The following is a 17,464-nucleotide window of genomic DNA, read 5'->3' as shown; positions in this document are numbered from 1 at the left end:
AAACCGTCGCTACTAGGATCGCCCTGTGTGAATGAACGCATCAGGTCAGAGGGTAAATGGTGCCAAGGGCGAGTCTTGAGGAAACCAGATCAGATCTGGATTTCGGCGCGATCCGTAAAGTGCTGGTGGTTGATGACAGCCGTCTGCAGCGGCGCATCCTGGTCGCATCGCTCAGAAAATGGGGCTTTGAGGTGGTCGAGGCCGATACGGGCGATGCCGCCCTGGCGCATTGTCTAGACGATCCGCCCGATCTTGTTCTCAGCGATTGGGTCATGCCGGGGATGAGCGGGCTTGAGTTCTGCAATGCGTTTCGCGCCCTGGATACCGATCAATATTGTTATTTCATCCTTCTGACTTCCAAAAGTGAAAAGCAGGAGGTTGCGCGCGGACTTGATGCCGGGGCAGACGATTTTCTGATCAAACCCCTTGAGGCGGATGAATTGCGGGCGCGCATATCCGCAGGCGCGCGCATTCTGGACATGCAGCGCGAGCTTTCACAGAAAAACCGCCTGATCGAATCCGCGCTGGAAGAACTCAGGCTGGCGCATGACGCGATCGACAAGGACCTCATTCAGGCCCGAAAAATCCAGGAATCGCTGGTCCCGGAATTTACGCGGAGCTTTGGAAAATCCCGGGTCAGCCTGTTGTTGAAACCCTGCGGCCATATCGGTGGGGACCTTGTTGGCATGTTCTCACCCGGGGTCAATCGGCTGGGGTTCTACAGCATAGATGTATCCGGGCATGGCATCACCTCGGCCATGATGACGGCGCGTCTGGGCGGTTATCTTTCCAGCAAGCATTTCGATCAAAACCTCGCAATGGAGAAGAGGTTCAACAAATTCTACGCACTGCTGCCTCCGGAAGACGTCGCAAGCATGCTCAATTCCCGATTGATGGCGGATGAAGGGATCGAGGAATATTTCACGATGGTCTACGCCATTGTGGATCTTCGAAACGGGCATCTCAAAATGGTGCAGGCCGGGCATCCGCATCCGCTTCTGCTGCGGCAGGATGGCAGCACTGAATTTCTGGGCGATGGCGGGTTGCCGATCGGGCTGATCGAAGATGCGAGTTTTCAGCAAATCGAGATTCACATGAAACCCGGCGACAAACTGTTGGTGTATTCGGACGGATTTACCGAATGTCAGCTTGCCGAAGGCGGTTTGCTGGAGGAAGACGGTTTGCGACAGATGGCCCAGCAGTGCATTTCTGAAAAGGGCGGGTCGGAGTTTCTGGACGACATGTTCTGGCGATTGACCCAGGAGATTTCGCCCAAAGATGGCATTGGGGATGACGTATCCGCCGTTTTCTTTGAATATTACGGGCCTTAAAGCGAACTGAGATGCATTTCCGCAAAGTGCCGGTCACCGTCATTGCCCAGCAATTCAACGGCATCGGCGGCTTCCATCCACAGTGCTTCGTGGAATGCCTCGCTCGGCGGGCCTTTGCGGCGTACGGGACGGGCGCGGTAGATCAGGCAGACCTTTTCGGCCCACAGATCGTATTCGGGCATATAGGTGAACCGGCGAAAAGCGCCGATGCGACGCGGGTTGGCAACATGCCACCCGGTTTCTTCATAGACTTCGCGATGCAAGGCCGAAATCGGTGATTCGCCCGGATCGATGCCTCCACCCGGCAATTGCAGATCCGGGCCCGGTTCGGTCTGACAGGTCAACAGCAATTGGCCGCCACGTGGCAAAAGGGCATATACGCCAACCCTTCGGGTGTATTTCCGCCCCGTCTCGGGGGTTTCACCGAACCGCCTGATCATGTATGGCCCCTTTCAACCCGATCTGTACGACCTATATGGTGCCGGTATGCCAACCCGTGGCGTGTAAGGAAACCCCATGTCTCTTGGAACAAAAATCGCGTGGGACGATACCGTCCTGCCCTTTCAACTTGATGCATCCGACATGCGCGGCCGCGTGGCCCGTCTGGATGGCGTGCTGGATGGTATCCTGAAACAGCATGACTATCCCGAGCAGGTCGAGGCGCTTGTGGCCGAGATGGCCTTGCTGACCGCGTTGATCGGCCAAACGGTTGCGTTGCGCTGGAAACTGTCGTTGCAGGTACAGTCCAAAGGGGCGGTGCGCATGATCGCAACCGACTATTATGCGCCGCAGGAAGAGGGCCAGCCCGCCCAGATACGGGCTTATGCCAGCTTTGACCGGGACCGGCTTTCCAATTCTACGCCTTTCGATCAGGTGGGCGAAGGGTATTTTGCCATCATGATCGATCAGGGAGAGGGCACGCAGCCGTATCAGGGCATCACTCCGCTGGCCGGTGGATCGCTGAGCGCCTGCGCCGAGGCATATTTCGCGCAATCCGAACAGCTGCCGACGCGGTTTTCGCTGAGCTTCGGCAAATCGACCGAGCCGGGCGTGGGCGAGCATTGGCGTGCAGGCGGCATCATGCTGCAACACATGCCCAAAGCGTCGCCCTTTGCCGCGTCGGGTGAAGGAACCGGTGACATCCTGACCGCTGCCGATCTGGTCGATGGCGAAGAAGGTGAAAACTGGGGTCGCGTCAATATCCTGCTGGATACCGTCGAGGATTTGGAGATGATCGGCCCCTCTGTTGCGCCGACCGACCTTCTGGTTCGCCTGTTTCACGAGGAACAGCCGCGTGTCTATGATGCGCAGTCCGTTCAATTTGGCTGCACCTGTTCCGAGGATCGTGTGCGACAGAGCCTGTCGATCTATTCGGCCAAGGATATCGAAAAGATGACCACGCCCGAGGGCGAAGTCACCGCGGATTGTCAGTTCTGCGGGGCTCATTATGTGTTGGACCCGGCAACTGTCGGGTTCGATGCCGAAGACCCCAAAGGTGCATGACCCGGTTGAAAAGATCCGGGCGGCCCTGCGCCGCCCCGGTCACGGGTCCAGCGACTTTGACCTGAACCCGGATACCGTTCTGCCGCCCGGACGACGGTTGCGACCCGCCGGTGTTCTGGTGGCCATTTCACTGGCTGATGACACACCGCAGGTCATCCTGACCAAACGCTCATCCGCGCTGAAGCATCACCCGGGCCAGATCGCCTTTCCCGGTGGCAAACAGGACGAAACCGATGCTGACGTTACGGCTGCGGCGCTGCGGGAAGCTGAGGAAGAGATCGGCCTGCCCCCGGAAATGCCCGAGATCCTGGGATTTCTGCCGACGCATGAGACCGTGACCTCGTTCACTGTGACACCGGTTGTCGCGGTTTTGCGGGACAGGTTCCAACCCGTGCCTGAACCCGGCGAAGTGGACGAAGTTTTCGCGACCCCCCTTGCCCATCTTTTGAATCCTGAGAATTATCTGATCGAGTCGCGCCGATGGCGCGGCCAGAGACGCAGATACTACGCAGTTCCGTACGGCCCCTATTACATTTGGGGCGCGACCGCCCGCATATTGCGCGGGCTTGCTGCACGGGTGAATGAATGATGCAGATTGACGAAGCATGGATCAGTGAACCAGCGACGCAAAGGGTCTGTTCGGCTCTGACCTCTTCCGGGGCTCAGGCGCTTTTCGTGGGTGGATGCGTGCGCAACGCGCTGCTTGGCGCACCAGTGTCGGATATCGACATTGCCACCGATGCAAGGCCCGAGCAGATCGTCGAACTGGCGCAGGCTGCCGGGCTCAGGGCCATTCCGACCGGCATCGAGCATGGTACGATCACAGTGGTCAGCGCGGGCATCCCGCACGAGGTCACCACCTTCCGCCGTGACGTGGAAACCGATGGCCGCCGCGCGGTCGTGGCATTTTCCGATCACGTCGAAGAAGACGCGGCGCGACGGGATTTCACCATGAACGCGCTCTATGCCCAACCCGATGGCACCGTGCTGGACCCTCTCAATGGTCTTCCCGACCTTGAGGCCCGGTTGGTGCGGTTCATTGGAACCGCCGAGAACCGCATTCGCGAAGACTATCTCCGTTCGCTTCGCTACTTCCGTTTTCACGCCTGGTACGGGGATCCGGATGGCGGTTTCGACCCCGATGCCCTGGCCGCCATCGGCGCCAATCTTGACGGGCTGGAGTCGTTGTCGCGCGAGCGGATCGGGGCAGAGCTGCTGAAATTGCTGGCGTCACCTGATCCGGCCCCTGCCGTTGCGACCATGCGCAGTACCGGTGTTTTGGCCCGGGTGTTGCCGGGGGCGGACGATCGGTCTTTGGCCCCTTTGATCGCGCTGGAACAGGCAGCTGGAGCCGATCCCGATCCGGTGCGACGCCTCGCAGCCATTGCCTCGCCCGATGAAGCCGCGACATTGCGGTTGAGCCGTTCGCAGTTGCAACGCCTGATCAGGATGCGTGAAGAGGCACAGTCCACAACCAGTATTGCTGAACTGGGATACCGTTATGGCGATGAAGGGGGGTTGCACGAGACGCTTTTGCGCTGCGCCTTTCTGGAACAACCCTGGTCCGAAGATTTGCGGCGCGATCTGCATGCAGGCGCAGCAGCGCGTTTCCCTGTCCAGGCCAGAGATCTGATCCCCAACTTCACCGGCCCGGCGCTGGGCAAGAAGCTGGCTGAGCTGGAAAAACGCTGGATCGCATCCGGTTTTGCGCTGTCACGCGAAGAGTTGCTGGCACATTAGCGCGAAGTCTCAAAAGGGGATGACATCTCGGATCCTTTGTGCTTAGGTTCGCCTGTCACATGGATGGAGGAATGCGAATGTATTACGGGATCTGGTTCGGCTAAAGCCGGGACACCTGCCCCGTAAAGGGTGGTGTTCGGGCGCCATCTTTCTTCGCACGTCTATTTTCCTGCTCAATCGGAGCACTTTCCATGTTTCGCTATTTCGAAAACCTTGTTGACCCTTTTGTTGCCTATCGTGAGGCTGACGCACCGCCGACGCGGTTGTGGCCCTTCATGCTGGATTATTCGCGGCCCTTTTTCCAGGTATTTTTCTGGGCGGCGCTGGTTTCCATAATCGTCGCGGGTGTTGAAATCGGGCTGATCTACTACATGGGTCGCGTAGTGGATCTGTTGGGCGGCACGCCGGCAGAGGTCTGGCAAAATCACGGAACGGAATTGTTGTTGATGGCAGCCTTTGTGTTGCTGTTGCGTCCGCTTCTGCATTTGGTCGACGTACTTCTGCTGAACAATACGATTTTGCCGAACTTTGGTACGCTGATCCGTTGGCGTGCGCACAAACACGTGTTGCGTCAGTCGGTTGGCTGGTTCGAGAACGACTTTGCCGGGCGGATTGCCAACCGGATCATGCAGACACCTCCTGCGGCGGGTGAAGTAGTGTTTCAGGTTTTTGACGCGATTTCCTTTTCGCTGGCCTATTTGATCGGTGCGGCGATCCTGCTGTACGCGGCGGATCCGCGTCTGTTGATCCCGCTGCTGATCTGGTTCGGATTCTACGCCATGCTGGTGCGCTGGACCGTTCAGCGTGTTGGTCCGGCGTCAAAAGCGGCCTCGGATGCGCGTTCGACGGTCACGGGGCGGGTGGTGGACAGCTATACCAACATCCATTCGGTCAAAATGTTTGCCCATGGCCCGCAAGAGCTGGACTATGCCCGCGAGGCGATCGAGGAAACCCGTCGGACATTTCAGATCGAAATGCGGATTTTCACTATTATGGATGCCGTTCTGGTCACTTTGAACGGTATGCTGATCGTGGGTGTTGTGGGCTGGGCGATTGCCTTGTGGATGCAAGGCAGCGCTTCGGTAGGTGTTGTTGCGGCGGCTACGGCCTTGACCCTGCGCCTGAATGCCATGACCGGATGGATCATGTGGGCCCTGACCAGCTTTTTCCGCCAACTTGGTATCGTGTCCGAGGGGATGGAGACCATTGCCCAGCCCATCGATTTGCTTGATGCGCCTGACGCGAAACCCTTGCGGCTTACCAAAGGTGAGATCCAGATCCGCGACCTCTCGCATCACTATGGTCGCGAGGCCGGCGGTTTGGACCATATCGACCTGACCGTCCGGCCCGGCGAAAAGATTGGTTTGATCGGTCGTTCCGGTGCTGGCAAATCGACACTGGTAAAGCTGCTTTTGCGGTTCTACGACGTCGAACGCGGTGCGATTTACATTGACGGTCAGAACATTGCGCATGTCACCCAGGACAGTCTGCGCAGCCATATCGGTATGGTTCAACAAGACAGCGCCTTGCTGCATCGCTCGGTCCGCGACAACATCCTTTACGGCCGGCCAGATGCGTCCGAGGCGCAGATGATCGCCGCCGCCAAACAGGCCGAAGCACATGAGTTCATCCTCGATTTGCAGGATCCGCAGGGACGGACCGGGTACGACGCGCATGTCGGTGAACGGGGGGTGAAGCTGTCTGGTGGCCAGCGGCAGCGTGTGACGCTGGCGCGGGTGATCCTGAAAGATGCGCCGATCTTGTTGTTGGATGAGGCGACATCCGCCCTAGATTCCGAGGTCGAAGCGTCAATTCAGGAAACCCTCTACGGCATGATGCAAGGAAAAACCGTGATCGCCATTGCCCACAGGCTCAGTACCATCGCGCAGATGGATCGCATTCTGGTGATGGATGCAGGCCGTATCGTCGAGGAAGGCACGCATTCCGATCTTCTGGCGCAAGGTGGCCTTTACGCCCAATTCTGGGCGCGGCAATCTGGTGGCTTCATGAACCCGGAGGCCGCTGAATGAGGATTGCCGATCTCATCTATCCGTTCAGGAACACCGAAACGCCCCCACCGCAGACGTTGGGGGCGTTCATCTGCTGGAGCCTGTCCGGGGCGTGGCCGATGTTGTTTGTTGCGGCGTTCTTCTCGGCCGCCGCGGGCGCGATGGAGGCGGTCACGGCATGGATGTTGGGCCGCGTGATTGATGTAGCGACCGCCAGCGGGCCCGAGAACTTTCTGACCACTGAAAATATGTGGATGATCCTCGGTGCGGTCGCCTTCTTCATGTTGCTTCGCCCGATCCTGTTTGGCCTGTCATCCTTGTCGAACAATTATATTGTCATGCCAAACATCACACCTTTGGTTCTGGCCAAGCTGAACCGTTGGACCTTGGGTCAGTCGGTGACCTATTTCGACGATGATTTTGCCGGTCGGATCGCGCAAAAGCAGATGCAGACATCGAACGCCATGGCCTCGGTCGTGTCGGAAACGATCAGCGCGATTGTGTTTGCCCTGGCGTCTCTGGTGGGGTCTTTGCTTTTGTTAGGGTCTATTCATCATTTGGTGATGCTGCCTTTCGCGGCATGGCTGGCGGTGTATTTCATGCTGGTGCGCTGGTATCTGCCACGCATCCGCAAACGTTCCGCCGCGCGGGCCGGGGCGCGGGCGATGGTGTCCGGGCAGGTGGTCGATACGATCACCAACATCAAAACCGTGAAGCTGTTCGCCCACTCGGAATTCGAAGATCAGGCGGCGCGTGAATCGATGGTGGATCTGCGTGAAAAATCGCTGGATTTCGGTAAGTTGTCGGCAAGTTTCCGGTTCATCCTCATGACGCTGGCCGGAGTCCTGCCTGTCTTGCTGCTGGGCGCGACCTTGTGGCTGTGGCGGGGCGGCATGGCGACCGCCGGAGATATCGTGGCTGCTGGGGCGGTTTCGATCCGTATTGCTCAGATGACCGGTTGGGTCAGTTTCACCCTGATGGGGCTGTATGCCAATGTCGGTGAAATCGAAAACGGGATGAAAACGCTGGCCAAGCGTGACCGGGTCGAAGATATGCGCGGGGCGAAGGACCTTGACGTGACCGAAGGGTCGATTTCTTTCGAAGGCGTCAGCTTTGCTTACGGTCGCGATATCGGTGGCGTCACGGATTTGAGCCTAACCGTCAACCCGAGCGAAAAACTGGGCATTGTCGGTGCATCAGGGGCGGGGAAATCCACGCTCGTCTCACTGTTGCTTAGGCTCTATGACAGGGAAAGTGGCGCCATTTGTATCGATGGCCAGGACGTGTCTCAGGTAACGCAGGACAGCCTGCGCCGACAGATAGGTATGGTCACGCAGGAAACGGCGATGTTCAACCGGTCTGCTCGTGAGAACATTCTGTATGGCCGGCCGGACGCCTCAGAGGCCGAGATGATCGAGGCCGCAAAAAAGGCCGAAGCGCATGATTTCATCCTGAGTCTTGAAGATGCTCATGGTCGAAAAGGCTATGATGCTCATCTGGGTGAACGGGGCGTGAAACTCAGCGGCGGGCAACGACAACGGATCGCTCTGGCGCGCGCCATTTTGAAAGATGCGCCGATTCTGGTTCTCGACGAAGCGACATCGGCGCTGGATTCCGAGGTTGAAGCTTCGATTCAGACCGCGCTGCATCGGGTGATGCAGGGCAAAACGGTTCTGGCCATCGCGCACCGGCTGTCGACACTCAGCGAAATGGACCGGATTGTTGTTTTGGACGAGGGCCGGATCGTCGAAACCGGAACGCATGAGGCGCTGCTGGACCTGGGCGGCCTGTATGCGCGGTTCTGGCACCGCCAGTCGGGCGGGTTCATTCAGGCGGAAGCTGCGGAATAAGGGTTTTTTTGCTGCGAAAGCCCGGCTATCAGGCCTCTCATGACGCAGCAATTCACAATCACAAGGCTTGGACATCAGGGCGACGGTATTGCCGATGGCCCTGTTTACGCCCCTCGTACCCTTCCCGGCGAAATCGTCAGCGGCACCCTTGTCGGTCAGCAATTGACCGATATCCGGGTCGAGACACCGTCCGAACACCGTGTCAAAGCGCCTTGCCGCCACTACAAAGCGTGCGGTGGCTGCCAATTGCAGCACGCATCCGATGCATTTGTGACCGACTGGAAATTGCAAGTCGTCCGCAAGGCGCTGATGGCGCAGGATCTCGAAGCACCCCTGCGGCCGATACACACATCGCCCGAACAGTCACGTCGGCGGGCTACGATTGCCGTAAGGCGTACAAAAAAGGGCACGTTGGCGGGGTTTCACGGTCGTGCATCCGGCACGATCACCGAGATACCCGATTGCCGGTTGCTTGATCCGGCCTTGATCGCGGCCATTCCGGTGGCCGAGGCGCTGGCCAACCTGGGCGCAAGCCGCAAGGGCGTTCTGGCTGTCACGCTCACACTGTCCGAAGCTGGTCTGGATGTGGCCGTAACAGGTGGCAAACCGCTGGACGGCCCCTTGGAACTGGCGTTGGCGCAGGCGACCGAGAAACATGGGCTGGCCCGGCTCAGCTGGGATGACGAGGTTATTGCCATGCGGCATGCGCCGGTTCAGCGCTTTGGAGCAGCCGGAGTCACGCCACCCCCCGGGGCTTTCTTGCAAGCAACAAAGGACGGAGAAAAGGCTCTGTCAAAGGCAGTTTCCGAGGCTACACGGGGTGCGAAACGTATCGTTGACCTGTTTGCGGGCAGCGGAACGTTCTCTTTGCCGTTGGCGGAAAGCGCCGAAGTTCACGCGGTTGAAGGCGAGGCCGCCATGATCGAGGCGCTGGATCAGGGCTGGCGCAGGGCACAAGGGCTGAAACGCGTAACGACCGAGGCCCGTGACCTGTTCCGCCGCCCGCTGATGCCGGACGAGCTGAAATCTTTCGACGCCATTGTTCTGGATCCGCCTCGTGCCGGTGCCGAAGCTCAGGTAGATGAGATTGCACAGGCGCAACGCCCGGTGATCGCCTATGTCTCGTGCAATCCCGTCACCTTTGCGCGTGATGCGAAAACGCTGGTTAACGCGGGTTACACCCTTGAATGGGTACAGGTCGTTGACCAATTTCGATGGTCAACACACACGGAACTTGCTGCGCGGTTTGTTCTGAACGCAGCATCTTGATCTTACCGGGGAAACTGACACATGGGGTCCAAACAGCGTTTGCTGAATATTATCGAAGCGCCCGTTTTCGGGCGGTTCATAACGGCCGTGATCATTTTCAATGCCATTCTTTTGGGGATGGAGACATCGCCGACCCTGATGGAACTGGCCGGCCCCTTGATCGTGGCGCTGGACAGGCTTTGCCTGGCGATCTTTGTGGCTGAAATTTCCATGAAACTGATTGCCACCGGGCGCAGGTTCTTCACAAATGGCTGGAACATATTCGATTTCCTGATCGTTGGAATTGCCCTGGTTCCCAGCGCCGGAGGTCTGTCGGTGCTGCGCGCCCTGCGAATTCTGCGGGTGTTGCGCGTGATTTCCGTGGCGCCGCGTCTGCGTCGCGTGGTCGAAGGGTTCATCTCGGCCCTTCCCGGCATGGCCAGCGTGTTTCTGCTGATGGCAATTCTGTTCTATATCGGTGCGGTAATCTCGACCAAGCTGTTTTCGGCATCGTTCCCGGATTGGTTCGGCGATCTGGGCCTGTCTGCTTATACGCTGTTCCAGATCATGACGTTGGAAAGCTGGTCGATGGGTATCGTGCGCCCGGTGATGGAGGTCTATCCCTATGCCTGGGTCTTCTTTGTTCCCTTCATCATGGTCACGACCTTTGCGGTGGTGAACCTGTTGGTGGGTCTGATCGTCAATTCGATGCAGGATGCCCATCATGCTGAGGATGAGGTAAAAACCGATGCCTATCGCGATGAGGTTCTGGAACGGCTGGAAAGCATCGAACGTCGACTGGCCGAGCAGTCGAACATCAAAAAGTGATTTCAGTTTTTCTCATTTTTGGCATAATGATCGAAAAAAAGCAGAGCAGGCAGTGAAACATGGATCGTCGAGTATTCGGTTTAGGCGCGTTGGCAACGCTGAGCCTTTCGGCTTGTGCCTCTAGCGGCCCAAGATTTCTGACTTATAACGGACCCGAGGTGACCTCTTTGGTGGTCAACAAGGGCACGCGCAAACTTTACTTGTTGCACAACGAAAAGATCCTCAAGGAATATGACGTCGATTTGGGGTTTGCCCCGAATGGAACAAAGAACCAGCGCGGTGACGGCCGAACACCCGAGGGCACCTATCTGATCGACCGTCGCAACCCCAGAAGCCGGTATCACCTATCCCTGGGCATTTCTTATCCCAACTCGCAGGATGTCGCCAAAGCCAAGGCTGCGGGCGTTGATCCGGGTGGGGATATCTTCATCCACGGTGAGCCCAATCTGCGTTCTGAGCGGAGACGCGCAAAAAAGAAGCGGGATTGGACAGCTGGATGCATCGCGGTCAAGAATGACGAAATCGAAGAGATCTATGCGATGGTCAACAAAGGTACGCTGATAACCCTGCGACCTTAGGCCGTTTTTGGCGCCCAGTCACTGAACCCGAATGCTTCATAGTCGCGCTGATAGGCGTCAACCGCCAGCGCTTCGAGGTTTTCGTCGTAGATCTGGTGCAAAGCGTAGGGTTCATCCGGTGCACAGGAGCCAGGTTGAGGCGGGTTTGAATGCCCCATGCTGCGCGCCAGATCCGGCAGGGCCGTCATCAGATCCTCTTCTCTCAGAATCAGATCGGGCATGGTGAAGGATGCGATTCCCTCCAACGTCCTGGACTGGCTGCACCACGTGCCGTCCACACGGACCGGTGTCTGCCCGTTGAGGTTGAGGCGCAGAAAGTCCAGAAAGCCCGAAAACGCGTCGCGGTGTTGTTCGACAGAATAATTGTTGTCTCGTACTTGCCCCGGGATCGGCAGCTTGAGCCGGTTGCGAAGATAATTCCGCACCATCTTATAGCTGCCCGGCCCCGTATTCAGAATATGACTGCAAAACGCCGTATGTGCCCGGGCCAGAGGGTGACGCAGAACCGTGAATTGCCGATGACCGGGATGGCCCTGTTTCCATGAACGGACCTGTTTGCGATTTCGATCCGTGATCAGCTTGTCGGTCTGACATCCGTCCAGATCAGCCAGCCATTGCACGACAACAGGCTCTATTCCGCTCCGAATGGGCAAATACATCAAAGGAGACCTTGCAGCGGCAACATAAAGCGGTACAGCCGCGCCGCGCTGGGGCTCAAAGCTTGTTGACCGATGCAATCCGAACCGATCCTGATCGCACAGGGCTTGTTTCATTTCATCAGGATTGGTGACCTTCGACAAAGCCGGCGCCGGGTTTTGCGGTTTCAGGGTATCATCCAGTCGGGTCAGCCGACCCTCAACCCCCAACCATGCAGCCAGCCCGTTTATGACCTCCAGCTCGGTCAGGTCGTCATAGTGAATGAAGAACCCGGTTTGGCCTGTCTTTTGCAGGTGCCGTTGCACCATAAGCTGATGGTCTTGCAGCTGGTTCAGGTAATCCGAAAATTCGTCGGCGTCAAAGTCAACCTGCGCGTCGACGCGGCGTTTCACATTCTTCAGCAGCCACTGCTGCGTTTTCTGTGCTATTTTCAGCGACAGGTAACTGTCCAATGGGTTGCGGGTCAGAATGATCTTGGCACAACGCGGGTCGTTCAGCATAGGTTTCAGGATACGTGGGTCATGGTCTTCGAAATATCGAAAGCCATTGATGTCACCCGGTGCTGATTTGATGGCCTTGAGCATTCGCATGGGGTCCGCATCCCGGTCTTCCAGCGACAGGCCGAGCAGGTGGTCGGATTTAAGGCTGCCCGCAAAATGCGGATTGAACGCCTCTCCGTGACAGGTAACCCCGTCCATCGCATTCAGGTTGGCCTCAAGCAGGTTCGAACCTGTGCGCATGGCCGCCAGAATGACGAAGTAATCAAAATGGGCTGACATGGGCAATCACTGCACCAGATACGGTTTTCGGTATGGCTTTTCCTGGCGACCGAACACATCGTCCGCCGGGAAATCACCCATCAGATATGGGTGCATTCCCTGATTCTTGAGGTTTTGCAAGAACTTCCCGAATCCGGACAGATCGACCATGGTTGGCACTTCGGTCAGATGGCTGGTCTGCTGCATGCCGATTTCTTCTAGAATGCCCTGCATGGCATCCATCGGAGATTCAATGAAGTCGGCCAACGTCCAACTGCGCATCCGCGCCTTGGTCCAGACCGATGTCAGCACCTCCAGCTGCTTGGTTTCAATTTGTTGCAGGCGCGCCGCCTCACTCCGGATTTCCGAGAAGTTCATATTGGATCGGAACAGTGGGATCGCCCAAGCGCCGGTGATGACCGAAATCTGAGCGTTCTTGTCCCGCGCCAGAAACCAGTTGATTTCCTGAGTGTCCCGCGGGCTGAACTGGAAACACTGGCGTTCACCGCGCGTATTCCAGATCAGGTTCGACAGAAAGGCGGTCGGGTTGTAGTCCCGCAGCGCCGCACTGTCGCTGAGGGCACCATTTGTTATGGCTTCTCCTTGCGAAAATTCGGCGCGTTCCGGCCCGAAAAGATGCCCGTGGACTCTGGCTCCGGTGGTTGCGGCCAACCAAGGTTCGAAATCCTCGAACAGTTCCGAAAAGCCTTGGAATACGGAATATTGTGACGATGTCAGACCGTTTTCACTGCCATGGCGGGGAAACCGGCTTTGCATATACAGCCCGTCGCGCCCACGAGTTCGCCGTTCCACCGCTTTGGAAAATACGCGATCGATCTTGCCCGGATTGGGTTCTGCCGGTTTCATCGCCCCGGCCTGATCCGTCAGGAATACCTGGTACAATCGCTCTGCGCGGGGCCAGATTTTTCGGGCGACAAAACAATCCGATCGGCGCAGCAATTGCAGATGATCGTCATAGAAGATGTGCGGGCGGCCCTGGTAATCGAATTTGGATAGGGTCAGGGACCTGCTTTCAATATGCGTGGAATACAAGCGTGCCAGCGTCTGGAAATAGCTTTCATCCGGAATCCAGACATGACGGAAATACTTGTCATACAGCTTGCGCCTGGGGTCTTGAAGGATTGCCGACAGCGTTTGGCGGGTCAGGCACCACCACTGGCTTCCCATATGCGGAACCAGTCCGTCGGGGATTTTCCTGCGAAACCCCATCAGACGCTGAAGCTTTACATATGTGTCGAATAGTTTGCGATGCTTGCGCCACGAAAACGGAAACCGCAGGGTGAACCGTTCATGATCCAGCCCGCCGATAGTCCAGCTGACATCGGATGTCGTTGCGCTTTCGATGAAATCGACACGCGGCCGGTCAGACAGGTAATCGATCAACTCCTGAATCGGTCGCAAGGGCAGGCAGGCCCCCGAGGCAAGAAACACATGCCGAACTTCGGGGAAACGCTCCAGCATCAACTCGGACGCGCTTTGCGAGGCGGCAACGATACCCCAGCCACCCCAATCGCACCGATGTCGGTCAGAAAACACGATCGATGGATTGTTCGAACAGGACGCAACAAACCGGGAATAAACAGAGTCTGGCACCTTGCGATCCACATGGATGACCACCGGGCATCCCGCTGCTGTCCAGTGGCGCGCGACCTGCTCGGCGCGGTCCAGCGAGGTATGAACTAACATGACAATACCCAGACCGCTCATGCCCAGTTTCCTTTCGACATGAGGCCCAGGATCTCAAGTTGTCGCCAGTTGATATAGGCCTCGGACCACTCGCACCAGAAAACAGGCTTGTCCTCAAGCTGAGTGGCATAGGCCTTGTATTCGCCCGAGCCCCGGTAATGCTGGCCGCGCAGCAATTCCTCGCGGGCTTTTTCCCCAAGAGTATTGATCAACTTGGCATGAAGCAGTGACCCGCTGGCCTTTTCGCCGCCCCATTCGTCGTAAACCTGGTTGAGCCCGCGTGGCAAAAGCGAATGGGTCGAGCTGACATAGACATAGCGCCGGTTCCATTTTACCAGCGGAATCTTGTTTAGCGCCGGTGCTTTGGAGGGGTTGTCCTGAAAGAACACGCGCGCCCGTGGACCCCCTTGAATCCAAAGGTTCTTGTACTCGGGGTTCTTGGTGATCATGTAATTTCCGGGATCGAACCAGCGTGCGATCTCGAACGGGTTCTGACCTTCGGCATAGGGTTCGGCGTCCACCGGACCTTCAGGGTACATGTCGATCAGCATCGTGCCAAAACTGCGCATGGCACTGCCATCCAGCCAGTCCGTCAAGGCTCGGATTGGACGGGTGTCGCAGAACGGATAGATGAAGAATTCGTCCGGATCGACGCTCAGCACCCAGTGATCGTGCGCGTATTTGCGCAACAGATAGTTCGACCAGTCCAGGCCATAGCTTGCCCGTTTGTAGCTGGTCGTCGTCCGCCAGACCGAAACGTCAGCCTGTTCTTTCAAAAATTCAAAACTGCCATCATCGCTGTTGTTGTCGACAAACAGAAAATGGTTGATGCCTAGTTTGCGATAATATTCAAGAAAGAAGGGCAGGCGAATTTTCTCGTTCCGCACAACGCTCATCAGCAGGATATCATCACGCCGTATGGCCTGTGTGTTGTTGCTGACTGGCTTGAGCTCGCGGCGTCGTCTGAGGCAGCGCAGAATACGGCGCTTGCGCCGCAATCTCATTTTGTAGGATTCAAACAGGCTCACGTGACTGCCCAACCTTTTTATAACGCGAGCTTTCCCCGAACCAGCCGTGACCGTTGGCACGACATGGCATTACCGGTTTATGCCATCTTTGCATCTTCTGAAGCAACGTCTTTAAAACCCGCAAACTGTAAACGTGCGGTTGATGCCCTTGTTTTCATTTTCAATCCCAGCCTCCGCCGTTCATCAGACCCAACCGTTCCAGCTGGCTCCACCCGGTGTAGCGCACCGACTGTGGGGTCCACATGTCCGGCTGGTTGATTATCCCATCGTAGTATGGCCCGAATTGGTCCGGATCATGAAAATGTTGGCGTCGCTGCTTTTCGGTGTTGGATTTCTCGATAACGTCCGGCAGGAACTTCGTGTGCAGCAACACGCCCGACGGGGTATCGCCGCCCGGGCCATCATAGGTTTCGTTCAGACGGCGCGGCAGTGCGGAATGGCATGAGTTCACGTGGGCATAGCGCCGCGACCAGCGCATCAGCGGGATCTTGTTCAGCGTGGGCGATCTTTGCCGGGTTTGCGTAAAGAACATCCGTTCCCGCGCGCCACCCTGCACCCAAAGATTGCCCATCGGGCTTTGCCGCTGCGCGCGATACGGTCCTGCATCGAACCAGCACAGCAGATTTGTTGGGTCGGTGTCCGGGTCATAAGCCGCATCACCCAAGGGGCCCTTGGGATAGAGGTCCAGCATTAGCGTCCCGAACCCGATCTTCCCTTGCCGGTCCAGCCAGGTTGTCAGGTCATGCAGGGACCGGGTGTCGCAGTGGGCATAGACCAGCAGTTCATCCGCATCCACCATCAGGCACCAGTGGCGGTGGCCATAGCGCATCTGCAACCAGGTCAGCCAGTCCAGGCCAAACCGCGATCCACGATAGCTGGAATGGGTTCTCCACACCGAGATATCCGGTTGATCTTGCAGATACTCGGATGATCCATCGTCGCTGCCGTTGTCGACGATCAGAAAATGATCGACACCCAAAGCGCGATAGTGACGAAAGAACCAGGGCAGGCGGATGATTTCATTGCGCAAGGTGACAAAGGCCAATATGTCACCCCGCTGGATTTGGGGTGTCCGATCCTTCTGGCAGGTCAACTGATGTCGACTTCGCAGCGACCTCCAGAGCAGCCGCCGACGTTTCCAGCGCAACCTGTACTTCCGTGCCCATCCGATCCGGGGAAGTGTCAAAGCAGTGCTGGATGTCACCGGGTCCTCATTTTTCGTAGTGGCCGTTCTGGTGCCAGCGCCAGGCATCTGCGATCATCGTCTCTAACGTGGATCTTTTGGGCTTCCATCCCAGTTCATTTTCAGCCCGCACAGAACCAGATACCAGCTTGGTGCAATCTCCTGCCCGACGAGGGCCTACAGTATACGGCACGGGACGGTTGGTGACGGACCTGGATTGCTCGATCACCTCAAGAACGGAAAACCCGGACCCGGTGCCCAGATTGAAGACACGGCTGCCTTTGCCCTGTTCCAGCCAGCCCAGCCCCAGAATATGCGCATCTACCAGATCGCAAACATGTACATAATCGCGGATACAGGTGCCGTCGGGCGTATCATAATCCGTGCCAAAGACGGTCAGACCGTCCCGCTTGCCGTCAATCGCGTCCAACATCAGCGGGATCAGATGGGTTTCGGGGCGGTGAAACTCGCCCACCTCGCCTTCGGGGTCTGCACCTGCAACGTTGAAATATCGGAAAATGACATGGCGCAGCCCATGAGCCGCCTCGAAATCCTTGAGGATATCTTCGATCGCGCGTTTTGATGCCCCGTAGGCGTTCAGGGGATACTGCGCCGTGGATTCATCAAGAACCACATTGTCGTGCTCGCCATATGTGGCACATGTGGACGAAAATACGAAATCCAGACAGCCGGCCGCAACGGCTGCTTCAATCAGAGTCAGCGAGCCCGTGACATTGTTCGACCAATACACGCCGGGCTGACGCATAGCATCGCCAACCTGGCTGAGCGCCGCGAAATGCATCACTGCATCTGGTTTGTGTTTCGCGAACACCTCATCCAGGCGGTCCCGATCCAAAAGGTCGCCCTGTTCAAAAGGGCCAAATTGCACCGCATCCTGCCAACCCGTGATCAGGTTGTCGTAGGTCACAGGAAGGTAACCTGCCTGCGCAAGCGCCTTGCAGGCATGTGAGCCGATATACCCGGCACCACCGGTGACAAGAATTGTCTTCATGGCATATCCATCGGGGCTGGTTGAGGAACAGT

The 17,464-nt window shown here is 57.4% G+C and carries 15 protein-coding genes; 9 read left to right on the top strand and 6 right to left on the bottom strand.

Translation table 11 applies throughout. The features are described 5' to 3' along the window. The first annotated feature begins 56 nt into the window (after window positions 1-56). The gene (locus ACR0A2_RS10995) at window positions 57-1,331 is read left to right on the top strand and encodes a PP2C family protein-serine/threonine phosphatase (RefSeq protein ID WP_480835014.1); all 1,275 of its coding nucleotides are present in this window, start codon (window positions 57-59) and stop codon (window positions 1,329-1,331) included. On the opposite strand, the gene ACR0A2_RS10990 is transcribed toward ACR0A2_RS10995, so the two are convergent. Continuing rightward, window positions 1,328-1,771 carry an NUDIX hydrolase gene (locus ACR0A2_RS10990; RefSeq protein WP_152459593.1) on the bottom strand — a complete coding sequence of 148 codons (444 nt, stop codon included), beginning with the start codon at window positions 1,769-1,771 and terminating at the stop codon, window positions 1,328-1,330. The genes ACR0A2_RS10995 and ACR0A2_RS10990 overlap by 4 nt on opposite strands. Before the next feature lie 76 nt (window positions 1,772-1,847). On the opposite strand from ACR0A2_RS10990, the gene hslO reads away from it, so the two are divergent. The 8 genes from hslO (at window position 1,848) to ACR0A2_RS10950 (ending at window position 11,087) form a co-directional block, all read left to right on the top strand. Continuing rightward, complete coding sequence (hslO, locus tag ACR0A2_RS10985) at window positions 1,848-2,834, top strand: Hsp33 family molecular chaperone HslO (protein WP_480835013.1); 987 nt, start codon at window positions 1,848-1,850, stop codon at window positions 2,832-2,834. Then, complete coding sequence (locus ACR0A2_RS10980) at window positions 2,809-3,423, top strand: CoA pyrophosphatase (RefSeq protein WP_480446515.1); 615 nt, start codon at window positions 2,809-2,811, stop codon at window positions 3,421-3,423. Before hslO ends, ACR0A2_RS10980 begins: the two co-directional genes overlap by 26 nt. Then, window positions 3,420-4,574 carry a CCA tRNA nucleotidyltransferase gene (locus ACR0A2_RS10975; protein ID WP_480446516.1) on the top strand — a complete coding sequence of 385 codons (1,155 nt, stop codon included), beginning with the start codon at window positions 3,420-3,422 and terminating at the stop codon, window positions 4,572-4,574. The genes ACR0A2_RS10980 and ACR0A2_RS10975 overlap by 4 nt, the downstream gene beginning before the upstream one ends. 191 nt (window positions 4,575-4,765) lie before the next feature. After that, complete coding sequence (locus ACR0A2_RS10970; protein WP_480620412.1) at window positions 4,766-6,604, top strand: ABC transporter ATP-binding protein; 1,839 nt, start codon at window positions 4,766-4,768, stop codon at window positions 6,602-6,604. Further along, window positions 6,601-8,433 carry an ABC transporter ATP-binding protein gene (locus ACR0A2_RS10965; protein WP_480835012.1) on the top strand — a complete coding sequence of 611 codons (1,833 nt, stop codon included), beginning with the start codon at window positions 6,601-6,603 and terminating at the stop codon, window positions 8,431-8,433. The genes ACR0A2_RS10970 and ACR0A2_RS10965 overlap by 4 nt, the downstream gene beginning before the upstream one ends. Before the next feature lie 39 nt (window positions 8,434-8,472). Continuing rightward, window positions 8,473-9,702: a class I SAM-dependent RNA methyltransferase gene (locus ACR0A2_RS10960; RefSeq protein ID WP_480835011.1), complete on the top strand. Its 1,230-nt coding sequence runs from the start codon at window positions 8,473-8,475 to the stop codon at window positions 9,700-9,702. A 21-nt stretch (window positions 9,703-9,723) separates the two neighbouring features. After that, window positions 9,724-10,509 (top strand): ion transporter, encoded by a 786-nt coding sequence (locus ACR0A2_RS10955; protein ID WP_152459586.1) that lies wholly within the window; start codon window positions 9,724-9,726, stop codon window positions 10,507-10,509. Between the two features lie 59 nt (window positions 10,510-10,568). Then, window positions 10,569-11,087 carry a L,D-transpeptidase family protein gene (locus ACR0A2_RS10950; RefSeq protein ID WP_171230125.1) on the top strand — a complete coding sequence of 173 codons (519 nt, stop codon included), beginning with the start codon at window positions 10,569-10,571 and terminating at the stop codon, window positions 11,085-11,087. On the opposite strand, the gene ACR0A2_RS10945 is transcribed toward ACR0A2_RS10950, so the two are convergent. From ACR0A2_RS10945 to galE, 5 genes are all read right to left on the bottom strand, one after another. Then, window positions 11,084-12,523, bottom strand: coding sequence for a nodulation protein NodH (locus ACR0A2_RS10945; protein WP_480835010.1), 1,440 nt, complete (start codon window positions 12,521-12,523; stop codon window positions 11,084-11,086). The two genes, ACR0A2_RS10950 and ACR0A2_RS10945, sit on opposite strands and share 4 nt — an antisense overlap. A gap of 6 nt (window positions 12,524-12,529) precedes the next feature. Further along, window positions 12,530-14,230, bottom strand: coding sequence for a DUF5927 domain-containing protein (locus tag ACR0A2_RS10940; RefSeq protein ID WP_480835009.1), 1,701 nt, complete (start codon window positions 14,228-14,230; stop codon window positions 12,530-12,532). Beyond that, entirely contained in the window at window positions 14,227-15,213 is a 987-nt protein-coding gene (locus ACR0A2_RS10935; protein ID WP_480835008.1) for a glycosyltransferase family 2 protein, read from the bottom strand. Before ACR0A2_RS10935 ends, ACR0A2_RS10940 begins: the two co-directional genes overlap by 4 nt. Window positions 15,214-15,397: 184 nt before the next feature. Further along, window positions 15,398-16,441 (bottom strand): glycosyltransferase family 2 protein, encoded by a 1,044-nt coding sequence (locus tag ACR0A2_RS10930; protein ID WP_480835007.1) that lies wholly within the window; start codon window positions 16,439-16,441, stop codon window positions 15,398-15,400. Between the two features lie 7 nt (window positions 16,442-16,448). After that, the gene (galE, locus tag ACR0A2_RS10925) at window positions 16,449-17,432 is read right to left on the bottom strand and encodes a UDP-glucose 4-epimerase GalE (RefSeq protein ID WP_171330630.1); all 984 of its coding nucleotides are present in this window, start codon (window positions 17,430-17,432) and stop codon (window positions 16,449-16,451) included. Window positions 17,433-17,464: the final 32 nt, after the last annotated feature.

The sequence above is a fragment of the Ruegeria sp. H8 genome, assembly GCF_056532905.1.
This window is presented reverse-complemented; position numbering and strand designations above follow the sequence as displayed.

Coding starts and splice junctions, on each gene's coding strand:
- ACR0A2_RS10995 (WP_480835014.1), top strand. CDS start 57: ATGGTGCCAAGGGCGAGTCTTGAGGAAACCAGATCAGATCTGGATTTC.
- ACR0A2_RS10990 (WP_152459593.1), bottom strand. CDS start 1,771: ATGATCAGGCGGTTCGGTGAAACCCCCGAGACGGGGCGGAAATACACC.
- hslO (WP_480835013.1), top strand. CDS start 1,848: ATGTCTCTTGGAACAAAAATCGCGTGGGACGATACCGTCCTGCCCTTT.
- ACR0A2_RS10980 (WP_480446515.1), top strand. CDS start 2,809: ATGCCGAAGACCCCAAAGGTGCATGACCCGGTTGAAAAGATCCGGGCG.
- ACR0A2_RS10975 (WP_480446516.1), top strand. CDS start 3,420: ATGATGCAGATTGACGAAGCATGGATCAGTGAACCAGCGACGCAAAGG.
- ACR0A2_RS10970 (WP_480620412.1), top strand. CDS start 4,766: ATGTTTCGCTATTTCGAAAACCTTGTTGACCCTTTTGTTGCCTATCGT.
- ACR0A2_RS10965 (WP_480835012.1), top strand. CDS start 6,601: ATGAGGATTGCCGATCTCATCTATCCGTTCAGGAACACCGAAACGCCC.
- ACR0A2_RS10960 (WP_480835011.1), top strand. CDS start 8,473: ATGACGCAGCAATTCACAATCACAAGGCTTGGACATCAGGGCGACGGT.
- ACR0A2_RS10955 (WP_152459586.1), top strand. CDS start 9,724: ATGGGGTCCAAACAGCGTTTGCTGAATATTATCGAAGCGCCCGTTTTC.
- ACR0A2_RS10950 (WP_171230125.1), top strand. CDS start 10,569: ATGGATCGTCGAGTATTCGGTTTAGGCGCGTTGGCAACGCTGAGCCTT.
- ACR0A2_RS10945 (WP_480835010.1), bottom strand. CDS start 12,523: ATGTCAGCCCATTTTGATTACTTCGTCATTCTGGCGGCCATGCGCACA.
- ACR0A2_RS10940 (WP_480835009.1), bottom strand. CDS start 14,230: ATGAGCGGTCTGGGTATTGTCATGTTAGTTCATACCTCGCTGGACCGC.
- ACR0A2_RS10935 (WP_480835008.1), bottom strand. CDS start 15,213: ATGAGATTGCGGCGCAAGCGCCGTATTCTGCGCTGCCTCAGACGACGC.
- galE (WP_171330630.1), bottom strand. CDS start 17,432: ATGAAGACAATTCTTGTCACCGGTGGTGCCGGGTATATCGGCTCACAT.